This window comes from Stenotrophomonas sp. YJH_SMC_127 (assembly GCF_059372445.1).
In genome coordinates this window covers 377,842-397,873 of sequence record NZ_JCAFVO010000004.1, presented here as the reverse complement: position 1 = coordinate 397,873, position 20,032 = coordinate 377,842, and the positions used below count along the sequence as shown (strand labels likewise).

Genomic DNA, 20,032 nt, shown 5'->3' with positions numbered 1-20,032 from the left:
ACCGGCTCAATGGCCCTGCGAGGGCCCGCCGTTGGTAGATGCCAACCTTGGTTGGCATGAATGCAAAGCGCCAACCAAGGTTGGTGACTACCGGATCAATGGCCCTTCGGTGGCCCGCTGTTGGTAGGTGCCGACCGTTGGTCGGCACAATCTGTCGGCAGCGATGAGTTCTGCAGGGCGTGCCGACCAACGGTCGGCACCCACCGGATCAATGGCCCTGCGAGGGACTGCCGTTGGTAGATGCCAACCTTGGTTGGCATGAATGCCAAGCGCCAACCAAGGTTGGCGACTACCGGATCAATGGCCCTGCGATGCCCGCTCCTGGTGGGTGCCGACCGTTGGTCGGCACAATCTGTCAGCGGTGATGAACTCCGATGGGGCGTGCCGACCAACGGTCGGCACCCACCGGCTCAATGGCGGTCAGCTGGTGGCGCGCAACGGCGCCATCTTCCACAACAACGCGCGGAACGGGGCCAGCAGGCAGACACCGATCGCCAGCTTCACTGCCAGGTCGCCGGCGGCCCAGCTCACCCACGGCAAGGTGGAACCGGCAAACGCGATCGACCAGAAAAGGGTGGTATCCACCGTCGCGCTGCAGGTGGTGGCCACCATCGGTGCGCGCCACCAGCTGCCGCGGCGCAGGCGGTCGAACACGGTGATGTCCAGCAGCTGTGCCACGATGAAGGCCGAGCACGAGGCAATGGCGATGCGCGGGGTGGCCACCCAGATCGACAGCAGCACCGCCACCGCGAAGCCGATCCACGCCACGCGACGCGCCGGGCCCGGGCCGAAGCGGCGGTTGATCAGGTTGCTGACCAGGAACGCGACCGGATAGCTGAAGGCGCCCCAGGTCAGCCAGTCGTTGATCGGGTACTGCACCAGCACGTTGGACAGCAGCACCACTGCACCCATGGCCAGTACCGCCAGCACCAGGGCGCGCGGGGTCAGCGGGGCAAACAGAGGGGCAGGACGCACGGACATGGCGAGCCAGGGGGACAAAGGGGATCGCCCATTATCCGCCCGGCCTGCGGCAAAGCCAAAACCGGTCGTTCAGCTTTACAGCGCTTCACTCATCACATCACCGGCGGCATAGGCCGTCGGCACATAGGCCAGGGTCTGGCCCTGCGCGCTCTTCACGTTCCAGCCGGCACCGGCCTCGGTGGGGTCGAAATGCACCCGTTGCCCGACCACGAAGGCTGCAGTCGGGTTCTCGCCCGGCGGCTGCACCGGCCAGCGCAGGGTGGCGGTGTGGTCGGCCTTGTCCGGTACCTGCAACTGCACCTGGCGTTCGCCCGTGGGCGTGGTCTCCACCTTCTTCACTTCCATCGGCGGCAGCGGCACCGCCTTGGTGCGGGTCGCCCTGGCATTGCGTTCGCTGGCCTTGAAGGGCGCCTTGGACAGTTCGGACAGGCCCATCGAGGCCGCCATCGGCAGCGACAGCACCACGAACGAGGTCACGATCACGCTGGCCTCGCTGCTGTTCAACTGCGGCGCGGCGCCGGCATGGACGGTGGGCACCAGCAGCGCCGAAAGCAGCAATGCAGTGGTGGGAGCGCGCAGGCAACGGAACATGGAGACCTCCTGGTCAGCGTGGGGCGGCGGCTCAGCGCCGGGTATCGAAGATGTCGCGCGGGCCGGTAGCTTCGGGCAGGTATTCCAACGGGCGGCCCTGGTTGTCCTTCAGCTGCCAGCCCTGGTCGTTGCCGGTTGGCTCGAAGTTCACGGTCTGGCCCACGGTGAACTGCACGGCAGGATCGCCGATGCCGCGCGGGTACTGCATCGATGCGGTGTTCTGCGGATCGTTGGCATCGCGCAGCAGCACTTCGCGGCGGCCGTCGACGGTAGTGGCAATCGCGCTCACCTCCATCTGCGGCAGCTTGATCTGCTGCGGGCGGGCCAGCGGCTGGCCGGCATCGGCGGCATCCTGGGCTTCCTTCGCCGCGGCGGCGCGGGCCGAGGCCACCATCTGCGTGGACATTTCCAGGCTCGGTCCCTGCGGGCCCGGGTCATGGATGATCACGATGCGGCGTTCGGCATGGGCGGCCGATGACCAGGCCAGCGCGGTGACGATCAGCATCGATACCAGGGAGTTGTGCAGCAGACGCATGTCGTTCTCCTTGCGGGATTCAGGGCGAGGCGGCGGTGGCACCGGCCACCGGCACATGGGGGATCACCAGTTCCTTCTGCAGCTGGCTGCGCTGGTGCAGGAAGTCGAACACCGATTCCACCGTCACCACCGAATAGTTGCCGGAGATGCGTTCGCCGGCCGGATGGTCGGTGGTGGTGGCGTTGGCCACGAACAGGCGCGCACCCACGCGCTTGCCCAGGCCGATATGCAGCACGCTGGGCTGGTACTTCTGCTGGCGCAGCCACTGCTGTGCCTGTTCGCGCTTGACGATTGCCGGCGCGCCTTCGGCCTGCGCCATCGCCGCCGCCAGCACCTCCAGCACCCACTGGTTGGAGTTCTGATAGTCGGTGGCGAACGGGTAGGCGACCACGTTGTACTTGGTTTCGTGCAGCGCCTTGGGCTGGATCGACGGCGGCACCAGCATCGCGCGCAGTGCGGCACGCAACGGTGCCGACGGCACGCCGATGCGCAGGTCGGTATGGCCGCCGCTCTCGCCGACGAAGTTGCCGAGGCCCTCGTGGTACAGCTGCGAGCTGTCGGTCTTGCAGCGGTTGAGCAGGTGCATCGCGCGCCAGCGGCCGTCGTCCTCGCGCAGCAGGAAGGCCAGGTGGCTGTGGCGCAGGCCATAGCGGCTCAGGTCCTGGCCACCGCGCGCGGCCACCACCACGTCCACATCGGGCAGCGCGTCCAGGCGTTCGGCGGTGGTCCAGGCCACGTCCAGCATCGCCGCCTGCGAGGCCACGCTGGGGGAGCGCTCGCGGCATTCGGTGCTGTTGGCCCAGGCCGGTGCGGTCGCCAGCAGGCTGGCGATCAGCAGCGCGGCGCGGGGCAGGCGGGAAAAACGATCCATGTCGGTACCTTCAACGGCGGGCAGGCCCGCGCGCCGATCATACGCTGCTCAGCGCAGCGGGCGATCCACGCCCTTGCGCCGCGCAATCGGGTAGTGCCGGGCGCTGGCCGGCAACGGCAGGGTTTGGCAATGCGTGCAGCGTTGCCGGCCAGCGCCCGGCACTACCGTGATGCCAGGCGCTGTTTCACTTCCGCCGCCACCCGCGCGGTTTCGCGCAGCGGCTCGATGCGGCCGTACTGCCAGTCCAGCCAGTGCGCCTGCAACCGCCCGCGCTCGCGCAGCTGCTGCTGGAAGCGCGCCAGGCGGCCCTGCGCTGTGTCGGCCAGCGCCACCATCACCGGCATGCGCGTGGCGCACGCTTCCGAGAGCAGGTTCACCGAATCGGGCGAGACCACCACGCGGTTGGCCCAGCCGAGCAGGCCGCCATAGGGATTGGTACCGTCGCCGCCATCGCCCCAGATCACGTGCGGCAGGTCGGCGAATTTCGCGCGCAGGATCTCCGCCAACGCCGGTGGGGTGCGTCGCGAGGTGGTGGCAAGCAGGCTGCCCCCTTCGCTGCGGATCTGGTCGGCCAGCGCCTGGAACACGCCGACCATCGCCGTCTCATCCCACGGCGCCAGCGGCGTCGGCCCACCGACCAGCAGTGCGGTGCGCGGGCCGGGCAGGGTGCTGAAGCCGGCGAACGCAGCGCGGCCCCAGGCCAGCCAATCATCGTCCACCGGGTTGAGGCTGCCGAGCAGGGTCAGCACGTTGCTGCCGCGCAGGGCGTCGTGTTCGGGCACCACCACCACATCCCAGTGGCGCGCGCCGATGCGCGGGTCGAGGATCTGCACCACCTGGCTGCCGCGTGCGCGCAGCACGCGCAGGGCGCCAGCGGCCTGGCGGCCACAGCCGATCGCCAGCGCCGGGGCGTCGGCAGCCAGCGTCGCGAAGGCCTCGCCGTAGCCGTTCACATCGCCGGGCAGGCGCCGCGGCGCCAGCCAGCGCCAGGGCGCGCGCGGTTGCAGCAGCAGCGGTCGGTGGGTGCCCTGGCGCAGTGCCGAGGCCAGCGCGACCGCCTGGCGGACATTGCCCGCGCGGCCGTCAGTGACCGTCCAGGGCGCGCTCGATCGTTTCACCATTGGCATTAATTCGTTTCAGTCCTGCTGGGTGTTGCAACAGTCGCGACACTCTACACTGCGGCTCGTCGATTCGCCCCGCGCCGCCCGCGGGCACTGACCCCCTTTCGCCGCCCTGGAGATCCACCGATGTCCCACGCGCTCGACGCTGCTGCCCTCGACCAGCTGTTCCGCACGGCCCGCACCCAGAACGCCTTCCTCGACAAGCCGGTCCCCGAGAGCCTGCTGAAGGAACTGTACGACCTGGTGAAGTGGGGCCCGACCGCGGCCAACACCACGCCGGCCCGCTTCGTCTTCGTCACCTCGAAGGAGGCCAAGGACAAGCTGGCCCCGGCGTTGTCCGAAGGCAACCTGGCCAAGACCATGGCCGCGCCGGTCACCGTCATCATCGGTTTCGACCTGGACTTCCACGAGAAGCTGCCGTACCTGTTCCCTCATACCGATGCCAAGGCCTGGTTCGACGGCCCGCAGGAAGGCCGCCACGAAGCCGCCATCCGCAACGGCAGCCTGCAGGGCGCCTACCTGATCCTGGCCGCGCGCGCGCTGGGCCTGGATGCCGGCCCGATGTCCGGCTTCGACCCGGCCAAGGTCGACGAAGCCTTCTTCGCCGGCACCTCCATCAAGTCGAATTTCCTGGTCAACCTGGGTTACGGTGATCCGGCGGGCCTGTTCCCGCGCCTGCCGCGCCTGTCGTTCGACGAAGCGGCGCGCATCGCGTAAGTCGCTGTATCGGTTTCGGGCCCGCCGTCGTACGGCGGGCTCTTGCTGCACCGTGTACCCACCCTACGATCCGGAGAGTTCCTCAGATGAGCGCCACCCGTAAACTGCTGCTGCCGCTGGCCCTGACCCTGGCCATCGCCGCCTGCTCCAAGCCGGCCGACACCGCTGCCCCGGCCGCCGATGCCGCCGCCCCGGCCACCACCGAGCAGGCCGCCACCCCGGCCGCCGATGCCGCCGCTGCTGCGCCGGCTGCCGAAGCGATCAAGATCGCCTCGGGCACCTACAAGCTGGACCCGAGCCACACCGACGTGCTGGCGCAGTGGAGCCACTTCGGCTTCTCCAACCCGAGCGCGCACTTCGGCAACGTCGAAGGCACCCTGGTGTACAACGCCGAAGACGTGACCAAGTCCACCGTGGAAGTGAAGCTGCCGCTGAGCGGCCTGAACAGCTTCACCGCCAAGTTCGACGAGCACCTGAAGAGCGCCGACTTCTTCGACGCCGCCAAGTTCGCCGATGCCACCTTCAAGAGCACCAAGGTGGAAGCGGCCGGCACCAACAAGCTGACCGTTACCGGTGATCTGACCATCAAGGGCATCACCAAGCCGGTCACCCTGGACGTCACCGTCAACGGCGGCGGCGAGCACCCGATGGCCAAGGTTCCGGCCGCCGGCTTCGACGCCACCACCACCCTGAAGCGCAGCGATTTCGGCGTCGGCGCCTACGCTCCGAATGTCAGCGATGAAGTGAAGATCCGCATCACCACCGAAGCCACCGGCGAAAAGCCGGCCGCTTGATGCACCCCGCTCACTCGTCGTGAGAAGGCAGAAGGCCCGCTGAAAAGCGGGCCTTCTTTTTGGGCTCTGCATGCGAGGTGCCCGATGCCGATGGGGTTGCCGGCCAGCGGCCGGCACTACCCGGTAGGTGCCAACCGGCATCTGGTGGGGGCGGATCTGCATCTGGTGGGTGCCAACCTGCGTCTGGTGGGTGCGGACCGTTGGTCCGCACGATCCCTCAGCGCAACGCGCCCAACCATGCCACGCACGCTTCGCTCGGGCTCTGCTTGGCCTTCACCGCCAGCCCGCTCACGCGCACGAAGGTCTGCGAGGCCTGCGCCACCACCTGGCGTGCGATCAGCGCCGCCTGCTTGGTCGCGGCCTGCTGCTTGCGCAGCTGCACGATGTTGATCGAAGGCCGACCGACCGGCGCATATTTCTGGTCGCGGCGCAGCACGTCGGCCACCTGGGCCACTTCGAATTCGGCCTGCAGGTAGCGGTGCTGTGCCGCCACCAGCTCGCGCAGCGGCGCGCGCAGTACGGCGGTGTCGGCGAACGCGGCAAGCGCCGCATCGCAGGCGGCGTCATCGGCAAAGCGGGTACGCAGCGCGTCCACGCTGGCCAGGGTCGGTTTGGCCATGTGGGCCTCGTTGCTGCAGGAAAGGAGCGCGATTGTCGCATTGCCTGGCGGCTGATGCGTTGAACCGGGTGTCGGAATCCGTGTAGAGCCGAGCCCACGCTCGGCTCATCGCGCGCAGCGCGAGGGTTTTCCGATGGCGGAGCGGAGAGCAGCCGAGCGTGGGCTCGGCTCTACAATGGCTGTTGTATCACCCACGGAAGGAAGACCCATGCAGGACGCGCAGTACTGGTTGAACGAATTCTGGTCGGGCCTGAGCGTGCTCGATCTGCTGGGCGGCAGTGTGCTCGGTACGCTGCTTGGCCTGGTGCTGGGCATCCTCGGCTGGCGCTGGCTGCACCGCCGGGGTTGGTTGCAGCGGCGCAAGCGCTGGCATCACTGGCTGCTGGCCAGCTACGTGGTGCTGCTGCCGCTGGCCACGGCCTTCTTCGGGCTGCAGCTGGGCTTCACCGCCGGTGCGCACCGCGCGCTGTTCAAGCAGCTCGATCATTTCCAGCCGCACCTGCAGACCCTGGTGGAAGGCTGGAGCGAAGGATTCACCGACTCGCTGGACGACCCGCGCATGCGCGAGGCATTGCGCAGCCAGGGCACGGTGGGCGATGTGGCCGACACCATCGCCTCGGCCTACCTCAGCGAACATCCGCTGCCCGGCCTGGACCGTCTTGGCAATGGCCCGTTGGCACGCGGCACCGGCTGGGTGATCGGCAAAGTGCGCGAAGGCCTGCTGCGTGGCATGGTGGAAGACACGCTGGTGGACAAGGCCGGCACGGTCGGGCTGGAACCCAAGGTGGTGCGTGAGGCGCTGACCATGCATGTGGATGAGCTGCTGCACACCCGTGGCGTGCTGCGGCTGGTGAAGGCGCAGATCAACGGCATGATGCCCGGCGTGTACTTCGGGCTGCTGCTGCCGCTGCTGGTCATCGCGCTGCTGGTGGCGCTGGAGATCTGGGCCGCGAAGCGGTTCGGGTGGGTGCGGCAGGGGGTCGTGCCGCCGGTCGCGGTCCCTCCTGTAGAGCCGAGCCCATGCTCGGCTCATCGCGCGTAGCGCGATGGGTCCATCGGTGGCCGAGCGGAGAGCAGCCGAGCGTGGGCTCGGCTCTACACAGTCAAAGGCGTGCGGACCAACGGTCCGCACCCACCAGGCAGGTTCTGGTGCATGGGGTCAGATCCCTTTTCCACGGGAAAAGGGATCTGACCCCGAGCCGGTCAATCGCCGTCGGCTTCGTCCGGGTGGGCCTTCCAGTAGCCGGTCGAGCGGATCCAGTCGCGCGGCACGCCCAGGTGGCCTTCGATGAACTTGCGCATCATCCGCGCGCGGCGCGATTCGGTGGCGATCCAGTAGAAGACATCGCCGTCCGGGGCCTCGAAGTCGGTCAGCATGTCTTCCAGCAGCGTGCTGCTGGCCGCCGGGAAGCCGTTGCGCTCCAGCCAGTGGATGCGCACGTTCTCGTACTGCGGCAGGTCCTGGCGTTCGGCCTCGTCGCGCACTTCGATGAAGGCCTGCACCTCGGCAGCGTCCGGCAGCACGTCCAGCCAGCGGGCGATGGCCGGCAGCGCGGTTTCATCGCCGATCAGCACGTAGGCGTCGTAGGTGTCGGCCACCACGAACGAGCCACGTGGGCCGCCGATCACCAGCGTGTCGCCCGGCTGCGCGCGCTCGGCCCACGGCCCGGCAATGCCCTGGTCGTGCAGCACGAAGTCGATGGCCAGCTCGCCGGTCTCGTGGTCCCACCAGCGCGGGGTGTAGTCGCGCGACGGCGAGGGCGCCTTGCCGGCCGGGTAGCTGCGGCCTTCGGCGGTCAGCACCGGCAGCACCATCTCGCCGCTGGCGTTGGGGAAGAACAGCTTGATGTGGTCGTCGGCGCCGGGAGAATCGAAGCCGGCCAGATCGTCGCCACCCAGCACCACGCGGCGCATGTGCGGGGTGACTTCTTCGGTGCGCAGCACGGTCAGTTCACGGAAGCGCACATCCAGGCGCAGGCGCGTGTTGTTGTGTTCGGTCATGGGGGTTACCTGTAAAGGTGTCGCGCGGGGGCGCGCGGCATGGGGGAGACCTGGCTGGATTCAGTCTGGCTGGGTCGTTGAAAGTGGTGATGCCTCGCTACCGGCCGTACCGTTGAGCAGGGCCGAGGCCCGCGTCAGCAGCGCCGCCACTTCTTCCGCCTCGCCCTCGGCCCAGCGGCCGTGGTGATGCACCAGCGCCCGCTTGAACTCGCGCAGGGCAGTGGCCAGCGGCGGCGGCAGCGAGGCCTTGGTGATCTCGCGGGCACGGTCGAAGGCACGCCGCTGCGCCAGCCGCACCTGGGTGCGCTGCACCTTCAGCTCGAACTCGCCGGCAGCGGTGATGCGGAAGATCCGCTTGCCATCCAGTTCCTCGGCCTCGATCCAGCCGGCCTGCTCGAAGCTGGCCAGCAGCGGGTACATGGTGCCGGCGCTGGGCGTGTAAGCCTGCATGAACTGGTTGCTGATCAGCTGCATCAGCTCGTAGCCATGGCGCGGCTGCTCGCCGATCAGGGCCAGCACCAGCAGGCGCAGGTCGCCGCGGCTCAGCACGCGTGGCTGGCCGTTGCGGCGGGGCACCGCGGGATCGGTGGAACGGGCTCTGGGAGAAGGGGGGCGGCTCATTTCGATATATCGGTAAACGAGTGTGCAAACGATATATCGATATATCGAAGCCGGCAATCATCGATCCGGCCACAAGCAGGTCCGTTTTGGGCCACGGGCGGCCGCGTGCACAGCAAAAGGGGCGCCCCTTGCAGGGCGCCCCGGCGATGCTGTGGAAGGGAGCAGGGCCGCCAGGCCCCTCACTCGCGGCCCACGCTGGACCCGCAGCCGGTACCGATCCAGAGGCAGATGCGACATGTTGTCGCCGGTTCAGTACCGTTGCCCGAACCGCCCCTACAGCGGTGCCGGAGTTGCCCTACAACCGTCATCGGCAGCGGTAACACTGCGTCCTGCACATGGGCGCAGCGGCCCGCAAGCGACAGCCCGCGCAGCCGCCAAGGCCCGCCGCAGGGCCGTCAGCGGGCCCGGCAAGCCCCTTGCGGACACTGGCCGGTTGCATCCATACGCCTGCGTAGCCAAGTGACGAAAGCCCTTGGTGCGCTACACTTTGCGGTCTAGAAATCTATACAACAGTCGCGCGCGTGCGTGCGGTTATGGGAGCGCTAATGAACTGGTTGAACGAGGTGCTGAACAACGACCCGAATCCTGTGGAAACCCAGGAGTGGATCGAGTCGTTGAAGGCCGTTATTGATGTCGAGGGCTCCGAGCGCGCGCATCAGCTGCTGGAAGGCATGGTGGAACTGACCCGTCGTTCGGGCGCCTACCTGCCGTTCTCTCCCACCACCGAATACGTCAATACCATCGAACCGCAGTTCGAGGCCAAGAGCCCGGGCAATGCCGAGCTGGAATGGCGCATCCGTTCGATCATCCGCTGGAACGCGATGGCCACCGTGGTGCGCGCCAACCGCAAGCCGGGTGACCTGGGCGGCCACATCGCCTCGTTCGCCTCCGGCGCCACCCTGTACGACGTGGGCTTCAACCACTTCTGGCGCGCCCCGAGCGAGAACCACCCGGGCGACCTGCTGTTCATCCAGGGCCACAGCGCCCCGGGCATCTACGCGCGTTCCTTCCTGGAAGGCCGCATCAGCGAAGAGCAGCTGGACAAGTTCCGCATGGAAGTGGACGGCGGGGGCCTGTCCTCGTACCCGCACCCGTGGCTGATGCCGGACTACTGGCAGACCCCGACCGTGTCGATGGGCCTGGGCCCGCTGGCCGCCATCTACCAGGCGCAGTTCATGCGCTACCTGGAGAACCGTGGCCTGATCGAGAAGTCCGACCGCAAGGTGTGGTGCTTCATCGGCGACGGCGAGAGCGACGAGCCGGAAACCTTGGGTGCCATCGCCCTGGCCGGCCGTGAAGGCCTGGACAACCTGATCTTCGTGGTGAACTGCAACCTGCAGCGCCTGGACGGCCCGGTGCGCGGCAACGGCAAGATCATCCAGGAACTGGAAGGCGTGTTCCGTGGCGGCGGCTGGAACGTGATCAAGCTGCTGTGGGGCGGTTACTGGGATGCCCTGCTGGCCAAGGACACCAATGGCGTCCTGAAGAAGCTGATGATGGAAACCGTCGACGGCGAGTACCAGAACTGCAAGGCCTTCGGCGGCGCGTACACCCGCGAGCATTTCTTCGGCAAGTACCCGGAAACCGCTGCGATGGTGGCCGGCCTGAGCGACGACGACATCTGGCGCCTGAACCGTGGTGGCCACGACCCGCACAAGGTGTACGCCGCCTACCACCAGGCCGTGAACACCAAGGGCATGCCGACCGTCATCCTGGCCAAGACCGTGAAGGGTTACGGCATGGGCAGCGCCGGTGAGGCACTGAACCCGACCCACCAGACCAAGAAGCTGGACGACGAAGCGGTGCGCCACTTCCGCGACCGCTTCAACATTCCGGTGACCGACGCGCAGCTGGCCGACGGCCAGGTGCCGTTCTACCACCCGGGCCCGGATTCGCCGGAAGTGCAGTACCTGCAGGAACGCCGTGCCGCGCTGGGCGGTTACCTGCCGCAGCGCCGCCGCAAGGCCGACAAGACCTTCGTGGCACCAAAGCTGGAAGCCTACGAGCGCCTGCTGAAGAGCAGCGGCGAGCGCAGCTACTCCACCACCATGGCCTTCGTGCAGAGCCTGAACATCACCCTGCGCGACAAGGAACTGGGCCCGCACATCGTGCCGATCGTGGCCGACGAAGCCCGTACCTTCGGCATGGAAGGCCTGTTCCGCCAGATCGGCATCTACGCGCCGTTCGGCCAGAAGTACAAGCCGGTCGATGCCGACCAGCTGATGTTCTACCGCGAAGACCAGAGCGGCCAGGTGCTGCAGCAGGGCATCAGCGAGCCGGGTGCGATCAGCTCGTGGATGGCCGCCGGTACCAGCTACTCGGTCAGCAACGTGCCGATGCTGCCGTTCTACATCTACTACTCGATGTTCGGCTTCCAGCGCGTGGGCGACATCGCCTGGCAGGCCGCCGACATGCGTACCCGCGGCTTCCTGCTGGGTGGCACCGCCGGCCGCACCACGCTGAACGGTGAAGGCCTGCAGCACGAAGATGGCTTCAGCCATCTGGTGGCCGGTGGCATCCCGAACGTGCGCAGCTACGACCCGACCTTCGGCTTCGAAGTGACGGTGATCCTGCAGCACGGCACCAAGCGCATGATGGAAGACCAGGTGGACGAGTACTACTACGTCACCCTGATGAACGAGAACTACACCCACCCGGAAATGCCGGAAGGCGCGGCCGAAGGCATCGTCAAGGGCATGTACCTGCTGACCGACGCCGGCAAGCCGAAGAAGGGCGAGCTGCGCGTGCAGCTGCTGGGCTCGGGCACCATCCTGCGCGAAGCCATTGCCGCGGCCGAGCTGCTGGACAAGGACTTCGGCGTGACCGCCGATATCTGGAGCTGCCCGAGCTTCAACGAACTGCGTCGCGATGGTTTCGACGTGGAACGTGCCAACCGCCTGCATCCGGAAGGTGAGCAGCGCAAGGCCTACGTGACCGAGCTGCTGGAAGGCCGCCAGGGCCCGGCGATTGCCGCCACCGACTACGTGCGTGCGTATGCGGACCAGATCCGCGCGTTCGTGCCGATGTCGTACACCGTGCTGGGTACCGATGGGTTCGGCCGTTCGGATACGCGTGCGAACCTGCGTCGGTTCTTTGAGGTGGATCGGTACTACATCGCGCATGCCGCGATTGCAGCGCTGGCGAAGGAAGGGAAGATGACCGCGAAGGATGTGGCCCGGGCGATCAAGCAGTACAAGATTGATCCTGAGAAGGCTAATCCTGTTGGGGTTTGATTTTTTAGTTCAATGAGTGTATTTGGCAAAGGGGCTTAGGCCCCTTTGCTATGTGTGGACGAGAGTAACCAAATGAATTTGTCGTCTGTAGATGCCAAGGCTCTGATTGATGTTAATAGGCTGTTTGGGGCGAATTCGATAAGAGAGCTCGCTGTTGGAGAAATCTCACCTGCGCTCTCATCAATTAAGAGTAAATACTTGGGGTCGATCGATGGTCGGGAAGCTCCATCCTTCCGAGACATGTTTAACTGGGCGCAGTGTGTACTCGCAAAGAGCTATCAGACCGAGTATTACTATAAGTCTGTTCTACTCCAGAAGTTGGTAACGGGGATACACAGCCCGAGATCAACTGCTGTGTTTAGCGAATTTAAAGTTGGGAAGTGTCGTGCTGACCTTGTGTTGGTCAATGATGTTGCGACAGTCTACGAAGTGAAGACAGGCCTGGATGATTTAAAGAAGGCATCTAGACAGGTTAGCGAGTACTTTAAATGTTTCTCCAGGGTAATATTTGTAATTGATCCTGTTCACTTTAAGAAAGCAGCCGAGATTCTGCCTGATTCGGTTGGGATTGCATGCATAACGCAACGTAAGCAGCTCAGAATTCTGCGTCAATGTGGTGTGGAGAATGCGCACCTGTCGAGCGAAGAGATGTTCTTGGCGCTTCGGCGTGATGAATACGAGAAAGTCGTTAGAAGTAATTTTCCTGAAGTGGATTTGAAGAGCTATAAGTCAGTCTTGGCATGCATAGGCAGTATGCAGCCGAAGCGAATGCAGCTGGAGTTCAACCGCATTCTTCGTAAGCGCGGGCTTTCAAGTTCGCGGCTTCACGACATTTCCAAGCTTCCTCCTTCACTGCTTCCCGCGGCGTATCTATACAAGATGAGCAGCAAAGAATGGAATGGGCTTATTCAGGTACTTGACATGCGCGTGAAGGATGCATTAGAAAAGAGTCTCTAATGGAATAGGGGGGGGGCTCATGTATTTTCCATACTTGCGAAGCAATACTAATGAAGTATTAGCGGTTCTGGAGTTGGCGCCAAAGTTGGTGCCGAACTCACTGGTTCTCCCTGTATTCAATGTTGTTAAGGTTAACGATGTATTTGAAGGGAGAATTAGAAAAATCTGCGAGATTGGGTTGAGGGTTTGTATTCTGACGAATACTGGGTCAATTGATCATGCGCCCGGTCTTTATGATTTCTTGGATAGGCTGGAAGAAGATTATCCCGGCATTGCTTTTCCTGGATTTGAGATCAAGGATGGAGTGACTGGCGCATCTCTGAAGAGGTTTTCAAAGAGGTTTTCTAAGGTCTCAACGTTAATTGTTCATCGTAAGAGTCTCCCAGCGATCGACGTGGCATTAGCATTGAAGTCTCTAGAAGTTCCTTCCATTCATGCATATATAAGCAGCGCGCTTCCCGCTGCTAGGGGCCACGGAGCTCCGAGTTCGGGGGATGTGATTATTCGGGATGGATTTGCCAAGGCTGCTAGAAATGGCGACTATCCTGAGTACAGTAATTTCCCGAGCGGATTTAGCACGTATCTGGCAGATGGATATGCGGGCTTTGGTGATTTTGCTGCGATCGGCGATCACTATAAGGTGGGCGGTGGACGGGCATCCAATATTGCCCTCCATCTAACCGAGCGACGTGGGGCGGTTATCCGCTGCAATCATTTCGTCTCAGACGATATTCACACTCGCTCACACGTTCACGTCCAGTATGAGGATGCTCTTCAGAAGCTTGTTGACTACGTTGAGGATCCGCCGAAAATTACATTTAGAACGGAGGGGGTGATTGATGGCTATCTTGCGGATTCGGAATATCACGGGCTAGGTGTGCCTAAGCGATGGTCGCTGAAGCATCACCTAGAAATGATGGAAAATACCCTGATTGGGAAGGCTGTAAGGCCATTCATTTAGTGGATCAATAGATTTTTACGAAATATTCGTAACTGGCTTCGTTGAGAGATGGAGTGAGGGTTCACGTCGATAATACGTCGAGTGCAGCTGGTTTCTTCCTCTTTGCCAGGTTAATTGCGGATAGGGCGCCAGTAGAGAGCGGGGATTTCCCGCTCTCTATCCTGGCACCTGCAACCGCTCAGTCACCTGCGCAGTCAACGCCACACACGCCGCCTTCAACCCTTCCATCACCCGATCCCCCAGGTACTCCTCGGGCGCACCGTTCTGCCGAGTCCGCTCCGCAGCCAGCATCAGCTCCACCACCACGCGCAGACCCGCCAATGCGCAATCCGCATCAGCCAGCTGAAGACACCGCCCAGGCAGTTGATGCCGCTCCGGCCAAGGCTGGCCGTCCGCAGCCGCACCGGTTCCGATGCGGCGCAGCGTGGCGACGAAGGCGTTGGGATCGGGGGAAGGTTCGCGCTCAGTCTCGGCGTTGTCCGGATCGTACTGCGCGTGTAGGGAACGGAAGTCCGATGTGTTCATGGCAATGCTCCGTACGGGACAGAAAGCAGCGCCACCGATAAAAGTGGCGGACGATGCGAGGCTCGAAAACCGGTCAACAACCAATCCGGCGGGTCCGAAGACCCCCACGCACCGCCCGCCATGGACCGCGAACGGATTGCCAGCCGGCGTCACACGAACGTGACGCCGGCTGACAAGCGCAAACACATGGTTGTTGACCGGGTTTTCGACGCCCGTGCCACCTTGTGTGAGGTGGCATGCCAAGGTGTACTCGCATGGTTGCGAGATGCCAAGAAATCGTAGGCCGCAGAGGCCGCAAATGCTGACGCTTACGGCATTGTTGCATGGGGCGCGCGCGGCAGAACCCTTGCGGTGCAGTGATTTCGGCCGGTGTTAAGTTACCGCCCGAATGCGCATTGAAAAGCACGGTTTGCAGAGAATCGGGGTCTCAAAAGCGACAATCCGCCCGCATGGCTGAGATCCGAAGTTGACCGATTGCGACACGGCTTAACTTTGCAGCGCCACCCCCGACCGAGGCCACAGCGCATCGTCGCGCTCCAGGTCGTAGTCGCTGCCGAACGCCAGCGCCGCCTCGCGTGGCGGGAGGTCTGCGTAGCAGCCCAGCAGGTACTCATCCATGCCGGCATCGCTATGGTCGATGACGAACAGGTGGAGGAGCTCCATGTCGAAGGCTTCCAGCCATGTGAGGTCGATACTGGTCATGGCGCTCCTCCAGTGGGAGAACGATGGCGTGGGCAGTCTCAATGGCGGTAACGATGCGCCCCCGCCCATCATTGGCGGGGACGCACCGATGTCGCTTTCGGCCGTGGATCAGCCTGTATGGCAAGCCGCGGAGCAGGTGGCGCAGCCATTCGACTGCCGGTACCACCTCTGGGCTTCAGCCACGGCCGTCCTGCAGCCGATGTGCAAGCCGAGGTCCTGCGTGGACTGGGCGCGAGCAAGCCAATAGCATCCCTGTTTATGCACCTCATGGTCTCCATTGGCCTGCGGCGTTCTATTCACAAAGTAGCGGTCCATTGACTACCCTCCTATACGTAAGCGCACCATTGCGCGTGGTCGACTTTGATCACCCCCAGTCGCAGGAGCCGCGACGCAGGGAACTTCGTCGCAGAATCTTCTACGGCCGGGTTGTATAAATGCGGGCGAAGGTGCCTTCGACGGCTTCGATGAGCCTTGGAAGAGGAAAAGCGATGTTTCGACAAGGAAGATTGTTGGTCTGCCTGGCCCTGGTACTGTCAGGTTCTCTGCTGAGCGGCTGCCAAGCCAGCTCCGAGGCGGTACCCGGGCCGAGCGCACCGGTAGAGAACGGGACCCTGGTGCCCTTCGTCAGGCCACTGCCGCTGGTAGCGATGACCACACCCATGGTGGTCGAGTTCACCCTACCGTCCCCAGAGGAAAGCGCCTCGCCAACTTTGTTCCTTGGAATCCGGGTGAGCGGAGAAGATGGGCTGAAATCACTGAATGCGGGCCGCGAGATCCGCAATCTGGGCTTGCCCACCGAGGTGACACTGGAGCGGCTGGAGGCACAGCAGGGCATTCCTGTTCCGTTGGTGAGGGTGGAGTCTGTGGCAGGAACACCCGCGCGGATAGAGCCCATTGGTCCTGCGGGCAGCGTGGCGGGCGGATGGTTGGATGATGTCGATCATCGATCTCTGCAGTCAGCAGGATTGGAAGCGCCCGGCAGTCACCACACACAACTGGCCCTCGCCTGGGCTCAGGGACTGCAACCTGGCCGCTACAGGCTGAGCATCCAGATACTGAAGCCTGATGATCGATTGGCGTCCACTCAAGCCGAGTTGCTGGTGGCCTACGTAAACAAGTCGAAATAGGAACACGTCATGGACGACAAATACACAGTCACCGTCTTCGTTGCCGCTCCCGGCACGCCGCTGCTGGCGGGAGGGACATCCAATGCTGGCCACGTCTACTACAAGGTGGCGCATGGCCAGGACGAGGTGAGCTTTGGCTTTGCACCCATCGAGCATGGCGTCATCACTGGGCCCGGAATGGTCTACAACAATGACGCCCAGCAATACAAAGATCCGTACTACGCACGGACGATGGAGATCAGCAAGCAGCAGTACGACAAGCTGATGGAATTTGGTGCAAAGCCCAGCGAACATGGTTTCAACACCGAATATCACGGTGTGGAAAACAGCTGTATTGACTACACATGGGGCGCCCTGAATCACGCCGGGCTTCATCGAACCAACGTTCTGCTCATGCAGGACAAGAGCTTCGAAGGTGGCCTCAAGCCGCTCAGCAATGTGGAATACATCCGCAGCATCCGCGCGCCCTTTCCGGATAGCGTCTTGAATACTGAGCACTACAACAGAATGCCGGAGAGAACGTTCAAGCAATGGATCATCAGCGATGAGCAGCTGCCGCGGGGCGACCGCGATATGCTTGATTCCATCCGCAAGGGCGTGGCGGGCATCGATGAGACGCATGGCCGCACCTACGATGGGACCAGCGAGCGGATCTCAGCGGGGTTGTTGGCCACAGCCAAGGAGAGTGGGCTGGAGCATGTCGACCATGTGGTGTTGGGTAATACTCCAAGCGATGGTTCGCCGCAGCGACTCTTCGTCGTGCAGGGGGAGCTCAACGATCCTGCCCATATGCGAGCTTCGATGACGGCGGAGGAGGCCGCGCGAACACCGGTGGAGCAGTCATTCGCCAAGGTCGAGCAGATTTCGCTGGCCCAGCAGGAGCGCGCCTCGTTGGCGCCGCAGGAGCCGGCCCTGGAACAAACCCGGGCGCCGCTGCAGATGGGCTGACTTCCAGCGACTGCACGGAAGATCACAGTTTCGAGCGCCTCGGCCTCGAAACTGCCTCCATCTCCACCTGCCCCCCATCCCACCTATGCCATCATCCGCCCAGGACCGCAGTACCCAACAAGGCTGAGCAGGCATGGAGCAGGCAACACGCTACACCGCAACCCTTTATCTGGCCGCACCCGGCACCCCGCTGAAAAGTGGAGGCGTCTCGCCGCGCGGCCATATGTACCTGCAGGTGGCCGCGGGCGACGAGGCCCACAGCTACGGTTTCGCGCCGCCGCGCCAGGCGCCGGGCGAAACCCCCACCGGCGTGCAGTACGCGCAGGTGCGCCACGACGATGCCGATGAGCATCTGGACCCGTACTACAGCCGCACCCTGGAAATCTCCGAGGAGCATTACGGCTGCCTGCGTGACTTCGCCGAGGAACCGGCCGAGTTCGAGTTCGATGTGGATCGCCCGGCCACCATCAACCGTTGCAGCGATTTCGTCTGGGCCGCGCTGCACTACGCCGGCCTGCATCCGCTGCCGGCGCCGCTGGATGGGGGCAGCAACCTGGGCGAGTTCGCGGTGCTGTTCAACCTGCCGGAAATCCAGTGCATTGCCGCGCCGTTCCCGGGCAGTGATCTGAATGCCGAGACCCATCATGCGATGCCCGAGCGCGAGGCCGAGCATCATCGCCAGGGCGACCGCGCCAGCGATGAGCCGCCGCCGACGCCGATTGAAGTGGCCGGCACGCTGCTGGACCCTTCGCATCCGGACCATCGCCTGTTCTCGCAGCTGATCCAGAAAGTGGCCGAACTTGACGCCGCGCACGGCCGCCCGTTCGATGCGGCCAGCCAGCGCATCAGCGCCAGCCTGCTGGTGCTGGCCAAGCAGAACAACCTCTCGCGCGTGGACCACGTGCTGCTCAGCCAGCCGACCCAGAACAGCCATGCGGCCGAAAGCATCTTCATCGTGCAGGGCGACCGCAACGACCCGGGGCACCGCCGGGCCAGCATCGCCACCGAGGTGGCGGCAAAGACCGATGTGGCCGATTCGCTGCGGTTGAAGGAGCAATGACGCGGTTACTGCGGCGGGGGCTGGTGGTACTGGCGGTGCTGGGTGCGCTGGCGGCGTGCCGTGCGTCACCAGCGCCTGAGGTTGCGCCGCCCCTGCTGACGCGCGCACAGGCCGAGGCCCGCACAGTTGTGCCGTTCACGCGGGCCCTGCAGTTGCAGAAGGCCGGTCGGATTGCCGAGGTCACGTTTGATTTGCCGGCAGCCCAGAAGCCGGCCATTCCGATCCTGAACATTGGGTTGCGGCTGCAGGATACCAACGCGCGACGGCTGCTGGATGCTTCGGAGAAGATCACTCTCGGACGTTTGCCAACGCGGCTGCGCTTGGAGCGGATTGATGGCAGCGCGCCTCGTCATGTGCAGCTCTGGCAGCGTACACGCGACGGACGCGACTCGCAGAAGATCGGGGATGATGGCGTGGTCACAGACCTGACGACGGGGAGTGTGGACATCAACAGCTTGGCCGAGGCCGGGTTGTACTCTGAAGACGTGCTCTATCGCACGCTGCAGCTGGCGCAGGTCGGAGGCGTTGCACCCGGGCGCTATGTTCTGCAGGTCGACCTTGTGGAGGATCGACCCCAGCTGGATGGCCTGAACGCAGAACTGATCGTTGGCTACCAATCACTAGGAAAGTAGACATGCACAAGGACGATGCCGAACGCTACAGCGTAACCATCCATCTGGCGGCCCCCGGCACGCCGCGCTACGGCCGTGATGCCGAGGGAAACAGGTTTCTGCTGGAGCCTTCGTTCGCGGGGCACATGTTCCTGTCGCTGCGCCGTTCGGGTGAATCCTTGCCGGAGAGCATTGGTTTCACCCACGCAGGCACCAAGGACGAGCCGAACAGGGGCAAAGTCGATGACATGGACGTGTCGGTCTACGACAAGCCCCGCTTCGAGCGCACGATCGAGATCAGCAAGGCGCAGTACGACCGCATCCTCGAATTCTCGGCAGACCCGAAGAAGCACGGCTTCGACATGAACTACGACTTCTTCTCCAACGCCTGCACCGATTTCGCTTGGGGTGCCCTGAACCACGCTGGCCTGCGTCCGGTTGGGCTGGCCGGGGAGATCACCAATTACGAGGGCGCCACCAAGGTCCTGGACAACATCCGCGCCGTCAACGCCATTCCGCAGCAGGTGAAGGGCAGCGAGCTGGACGGGGTGCAGTGGAACCCGATGCCGAAGCAGACCTTCCGCGAGTGGATGTTCACCGAGAACGGCGAGCAGTGGCGCGGCAACAGCACCCTCGCGGCAAGCGGCACGCCCGCAGACCCGGCGCACGGGGATCATGCCCGCCTCAACCAGATCCACCAGCAGGTGGCCGACCTCGGCGCTTTCGGTGCACGCAACGGAAATGTCAGTGCCAGCCTGCTCGCGCTGTCGAAGGAGCAGCAGTTTTCGCGCGTGGACGAAGTGGTGCTGGGCGAGCAGCGCGGTGATACCGCGCCGAAGCTGTTCATCGTGCAGGGGGACCGCAGTGACCCGGCGCACCAGCGCGCCAGCATGCCGGCGGAGCTGGCAGCGCAGGCACCGGTGGAGGCCTCGTTCGAACGGGTCGCGCAGTTGCAGCAGAACCTGCCGCAGCGCGATGTGCAGCGCCTGCAGGAACAGCAGCAACTGGAACAGAGCCACGGCCCACGGATGGCATAGCCGGCGGGTAGCGCCAAGGT

General features: G+C 64.1%; 21 protein-coding genes. 11 read left to right on the top strand and 10 right to left on the bottom strand.

Going from position 1 to position 20,032, the window contains the following annotated elements; all coding sequences use genetic code 11:
- Window positions 1-420 precede the first annotated feature (420 nt).
- The 5 genes from AC5QAB_RS12420 to AC5QAB_RS12400 form a co-directional block, all read right to left on the bottom strand.
- Window positions 421-981, bottom strand: coding sequence for a queuosine precursor transporter (locus tag AC5QAB_RS12420; RefSeq protein ID WP_014645727.1), 561 nt, complete (start codon window positions 979-981; stop codon window positions 421-423).
- 75 nt (window positions 982-1,056) lie between these two features.
- Window positions 1,057-1,572, bottom strand: coding sequence for a hypothetical protein (locus AC5QAB_RS12415; protein ID WP_053496435.1), 516 nt, complete (start codon window positions 1,570-1,572; stop codon window positions 1,057-1,059).
- Window positions 1,573-1,603: 31 nt separating this feature from the next.
- On the bottom strand, window positions 1,604-2,107 hold the full coding sequence (locus AC5QAB_RS12410) for a hypothetical protein (protein ID WP_197562213.1): 504 nt from the start codon (window positions 2,105-2,107) through the stop codon (window positions 1,604-1,606).
- A gap of 19 nt (window positions 2,108-2,126) precedes the next feature.
- Window positions 2,127-2,978 carry a DUF2145 domain-containing protein gene (locus tag AC5QAB_RS12405; RefSeq protein ID WP_495233423.1) on the bottom strand — a complete coding sequence of 284 codons (852 nt, stop codon included), beginning with the start codon at window positions 2,976-2,978 and terminating at the stop codon, window positions 2,127-2,129.
- 161 nt (window positions 2,979-3,139) lie between these two features.
- Entirely contained in the window at window positions 3,140-4,099 is a 960-nt protein-coding gene (locus AC5QAB_RS12400) for a mitochondrial fission ELM1 family protein (protein WP_495233422.1), read from the bottom strand.
- A 126-nt stretch (window positions 4,100-4,225) separates the two neighbouring features.
- Here AC5QAB_RS12400 and AC5QAB_RS12395 point away from each other — a divergent pair, with 126 nt between their 5' ends.
- Both AC5QAB_RS12395 and AC5QAB_RS12390 read left to right on the top strand, forming a co-directional pair.
- Window positions 4,226-4,816, top strand: a complete 591-nt coding sequence (locus tag AC5QAB_RS12395) for a malonic semialdehyde reductase (RefSeq protein WP_005415046.1) — start codon at window positions 4,226-4,228, stop codon at window positions 4,814-4,816.
- 86 nt (window positions 4,817-4,902) lie between these two features.
- Window positions 4,903-5,610: a YceI family protein gene (locus tag AC5QAB_RS12390; protein ID WP_005415047.1), complete on the top strand. Its 708-nt coding sequence runs from the start codon at window positions 4,903-4,905 to the stop codon at window positions 5,608-5,610.
- Window positions 5,611-5,827: 217 nt separating this feature from the next.
- On the opposite strand, the gene AC5QAB_RS12385 is transcribed toward AC5QAB_RS12390, so the two are convergent.
- Window positions 5,828-6,229, bottom strand: a complete 402-nt coding sequence (locus tag AC5QAB_RS12385; RefSeq protein WP_197562183.1) for a hypothetical protein — start codon at window positions 6,227-6,229, stop codon at window positions 5,828-5,830.
- 208 nt (window positions 6,230-6,437) lie between these two features.
- Between AC5QAB_RS12385 and AC5QAB_RS12380 the strand changes: the two genes are divergently transcribed.
- Window positions 6,438-7,271, top strand: a complete 834-nt coding sequence (locus AC5QAB_RS12380) for a hypothetical protein (RefSeq protein ID WP_197562182.1) — start codon at window positions 6,438-6,440, stop codon at window positions 7,269-7,271.
- Between the two features lie 161 nt (window positions 7,272-7,432).
- Here AC5QAB_RS12380 and AC5QAB_RS12375 read toward each other — a convergent pair whose 3' ends face one another.
- A complete protein-coding gene (locus AC5QAB_RS12375) occupies window positions 7,433-8,230 on the bottom strand; it encodes a siderophore-interacting protein (RefSeq protein ID WP_495233421.1) in 798 nt (265 codons plus the stop codon).
- Between the two features lie 60 nt (window positions 8,231-8,290).
- Window positions 8,291-8,851 (bottom strand): PadR family transcriptional regulator, encoded by a 561-nt coding sequence (locus tag AC5QAB_RS12370; RefSeq protein WP_262217418.1) that lies wholly within the window; start codon window positions 8,849-8,851, stop codon window positions 8,291-8,293.
- 545 nt (window positions 8,852-9,396) lie between these two features.
- On the opposite strand from AC5QAB_RS12370, the gene aceE reads away from it, so the two are divergent.
- The 3 genes from aceE (at window position 9,397) to AC5QAB_RS12355 (ending at window position 14,002) form a co-directional block, all read left to right on the top strand.
- A complete protein-coding gene (gene aceE / locus AC5QAB_RS12365) occupies window positions 9,397-12,084 on the top strand; it encodes a pyruvate dehydrogenase (acetyl-transferring), homodimeric type (RefSeq protein ID WP_012478970.1) in 2,688 nt (895 codons plus the stop codon).
- A 72-nt stretch (window positions 12,085-12,156) separates the two neighbouring features.
- Window positions 12,157-13,041 carry a sce7726 family protein gene (locus AC5QAB_RS12360; protein WP_414614051.1) on the top strand — a complete coding sequence of 295 codons (885 nt, stop codon included), beginning with the start codon at window positions 12,157-12,159 and terminating at the stop codon, window positions 13,039-13,041.
- Window positions 13,042-13,060: 19 nt separating this feature from the next.
- Complete coding sequence (locus AC5QAB_RS12355; RefSeq protein ID WP_478444137.1) at window positions 13,061-14,002, top strand: sce7725 family protein; 942 nt, start codon at window positions 13,061-13,063, stop codon at window positions 14,000-14,002.
- 156 nt (window positions 14,003-14,158) lie between these two features.
- Here the strand turns inward: AC5QAB_RS12355 and AC5QAB_RS12350 are convergent, their stop codons facing one another.
- Entirely contained in the window at window positions 14,159-14,527 is a 369-nt protein-coding gene (locus AC5QAB_RS12350; protein ID WP_414614053.1) for a hypothetical protein, read from the bottom strand.
- A 486-nt stretch (window positions 14,528-15,013) separates the two neighbouring features.
- On the bottom strand, window positions 15,014-15,229 hold the full coding sequence (locus AC5QAB_RS12345; RefSeq protein ID WP_414614054.1) for a hypothetical protein: 216 nt from the start codon (window positions 15,227-15,229) through the stop codon (window positions 15,014-15,016).
- Window positions 15,230-15,888: 659 nt separating this feature from the next.
- On the opposite strand from AC5QAB_RS12345, the gene AC5QAB_RS12340 reads away from it, so the two are divergent.
- The 5 genes from AC5QAB_RS12340 (at window position 15,889) to AC5QAB_RS12320 (ending at window position 20,012) form a co-directional block, all read left to right on the top strand.
- A complete protein-coding gene (locus AC5QAB_RS12340) occupies window positions 15,889-16,356 on the top strand; it encodes a hypothetical protein (RefSeq protein ID WP_414614055.1) in 468 nt (155 codons plus the stop codon).
- Between the two features lie 9 nt (window positions 16,357-16,365).
- Window positions 16,366-17,304: an XVIPCD domain-containing protein gene (locus AC5QAB_RS12335; protein WP_414614056.1), complete on the top strand. Its 939-nt coding sequence runs from the start codon at window positions 16,366-16,368 to the stop codon at window positions 17,302-17,304.
- A gap of 133 nt (window positions 17,305-17,437) precedes the next feature.
- Complete coding sequence (locus tag AC5QAB_RS12330; protein ID WP_241884862.1) at window positions 17,438-18,364, top strand: XVIPCD domain-containing protein; 927 nt, start codon at window positions 17,438-17,440, stop codon at window positions 18,362-18,364.
- Window positions 18,361-18,996, top strand: a complete 636-nt coding sequence (locus AC5QAB_RS12325; RefSeq protein WP_495233420.1) for a hypothetical protein — start codon at window positions 18,361-18,363, stop codon at window positions 18,994-18,996. Before AC5QAB_RS12330 ends, AC5QAB_RS12325 begins: the two co-directional genes overlap by 4 nt.
- A gap of 2 nt (window positions 18,997-18,998) precedes the next feature.
- Window positions 18,999-20,012: an XVIPCD domain-containing protein gene (locus tag AC5QAB_RS12320; RefSeq protein ID WP_495233419.1), complete on the top strand. Its 1,014-nt coding sequence runs from the start codon at window positions 18,999-19,001 to the stop codon at window positions 20,010-20,012.
- The last annotated feature ends 20 nt before the right edge of the window (window positions 20,013-20,032 follow it).

Bases quoted from the DNA above. Each gene is read 5' to 3' on its own strand.
- AC5QAB_RS12420 (WP_014645727.1), bottom strand. From the start codon at position 981: ATGTCCGTGCGTCCTGCCCCTCTGTTTGCCCCGCTGACCCCGCGCGCC.
- AC5QAB_RS12415 (WP_053496435.1), bottom strand. From the start codon at position 1,572: ATGTTCCGTTGCCTGCGCGCTCCCACCACTGCATTGCTGCTTTCGGCG.
- AC5QAB_RS12410 (WP_197562213.1), bottom strand. From the start codon at position 2,107: ATGCGTCTGCTGCACAACTCCCTGGTATCGATGCTGATCGTCACCGCG.
- AC5QAB_RS12405 (WP_495233423.1), bottom strand. From the start codon at position 2,978: ATGGATCGTTTTTCCCGCCTGCCCCGCGCCGCGCTGCTGATCGCCAGC.
- AC5QAB_RS12400 (WP_495233422.1), bottom strand. From the start codon at position 4,099: ATGGTGAAACGATCGAGCGCGCCCTGGACGGTCACTGACGGCCGCGCG.
- AC5QAB_RS12395 (WP_005415046.1), top strand. From the start codon at position 4,226: ATGTCCCACGCGCTCGACGCTGCTGCCCTCGACCAGCTGTTCCGCACG.
- AC5QAB_RS12390 (WP_005415047.1), top strand. From the start codon at position 4,903: ATGAGCGCCACCCGTAAACTGCTGCTGCCGCTGGCCCTGACCCTGGCC.
- AC5QAB_RS12385 (WP_197562183.1), bottom strand. From the start codon at position 6,229: ATGGCCAAACCGACCCTGGCCAGCGTGGACGCGCTGCGTACCCGCTTT.
- AC5QAB_RS12380 (WP_197562182.1), top strand. From the start codon at position 6,438: ATGCAGGACGCGCAGTACTGGTTGAACGAATTCTGGTCGGGCCTGAGC.
- AC5QAB_RS12375 (WP_495233421.1), bottom strand. From the start codon at position 8,230: ATGACCGAACACAACAACACGCGCCTGCGCCTGGATGTGCGCTTCCGT.
- AC5QAB_RS12370 (WP_262217418.1), bottom strand. From the start codon at position 8,851: ATGAGCCGCCCCCCTTCTCCCAGAGCCCGTTCCACCGATCCCGCGGTG.
- aceE (WP_012478970.1), top strand. From the start codon at position 9,397: ATGAACTGGTTGAACGAGGTGCTGAACAACGACCCGAATCCTGTGGAA.
- AC5QAB_RS12360 (WP_414614051.1), top strand. From the start codon at position 12,157: ATGAATTTGTCGTCTGTAGATGCCAAGGCTCTGATTGATGTTAATAGG.
- AC5QAB_RS12355 (WP_478444137.1), top strand. From the start codon at position 13,061: ATGTATTTTCCATACTTGCGAAGCAATACTAATGAAGTATTAGCGGTT.
- AC5QAB_RS12350 (WP_414614053.1), bottom strand. From the start codon at position 14,527: ATGAACACATCGGACTTCCGTTCCCTACACGCGCAGTACGATCCGGAC.
- AC5QAB_RS12345 (WP_414614054.1), bottom strand. From the start codon at position 15,229: ATGACCAGTATCGACCTCACATGGCTGGAAGCCTTCGACATGGAGCTC.
- AC5QAB_RS12340 (WP_414614055.1), top strand. From the start codon at position 15,889: ATGGTGGTCGAGTTCACCCTACCGTCCCCAGAGGAAAGCGCCTCGCCA.
- AC5QAB_RS12335 (WP_414614056.1), top strand. From the start codon at position 16,366: ATGGACGACAAATACACAGTCACCGTCTTCGTTGCCGCTCCCGGCACG.
- AC5QAB_RS12330 (WP_241884862.1), top strand. From the start codon at position 17,438: ATGGAGCAGGCAACACGCTACACCGCAACCCTTTATCTGGCCGCACCC.
- AC5QAB_RS12325 (WP_495233420.1), top strand. From the start codon at position 18,361: ATGACGCGGTTACTGCGGCGGGGGCTGGTGGTACTGGCGGTGCTGGGT.
- AC5QAB_RS12320 (WP_495233419.1), top strand. From the start codon at position 18,999: ATGCACAAGGACGATGCCGAACGCTACAGCGTAACCATCCATCTGGCG.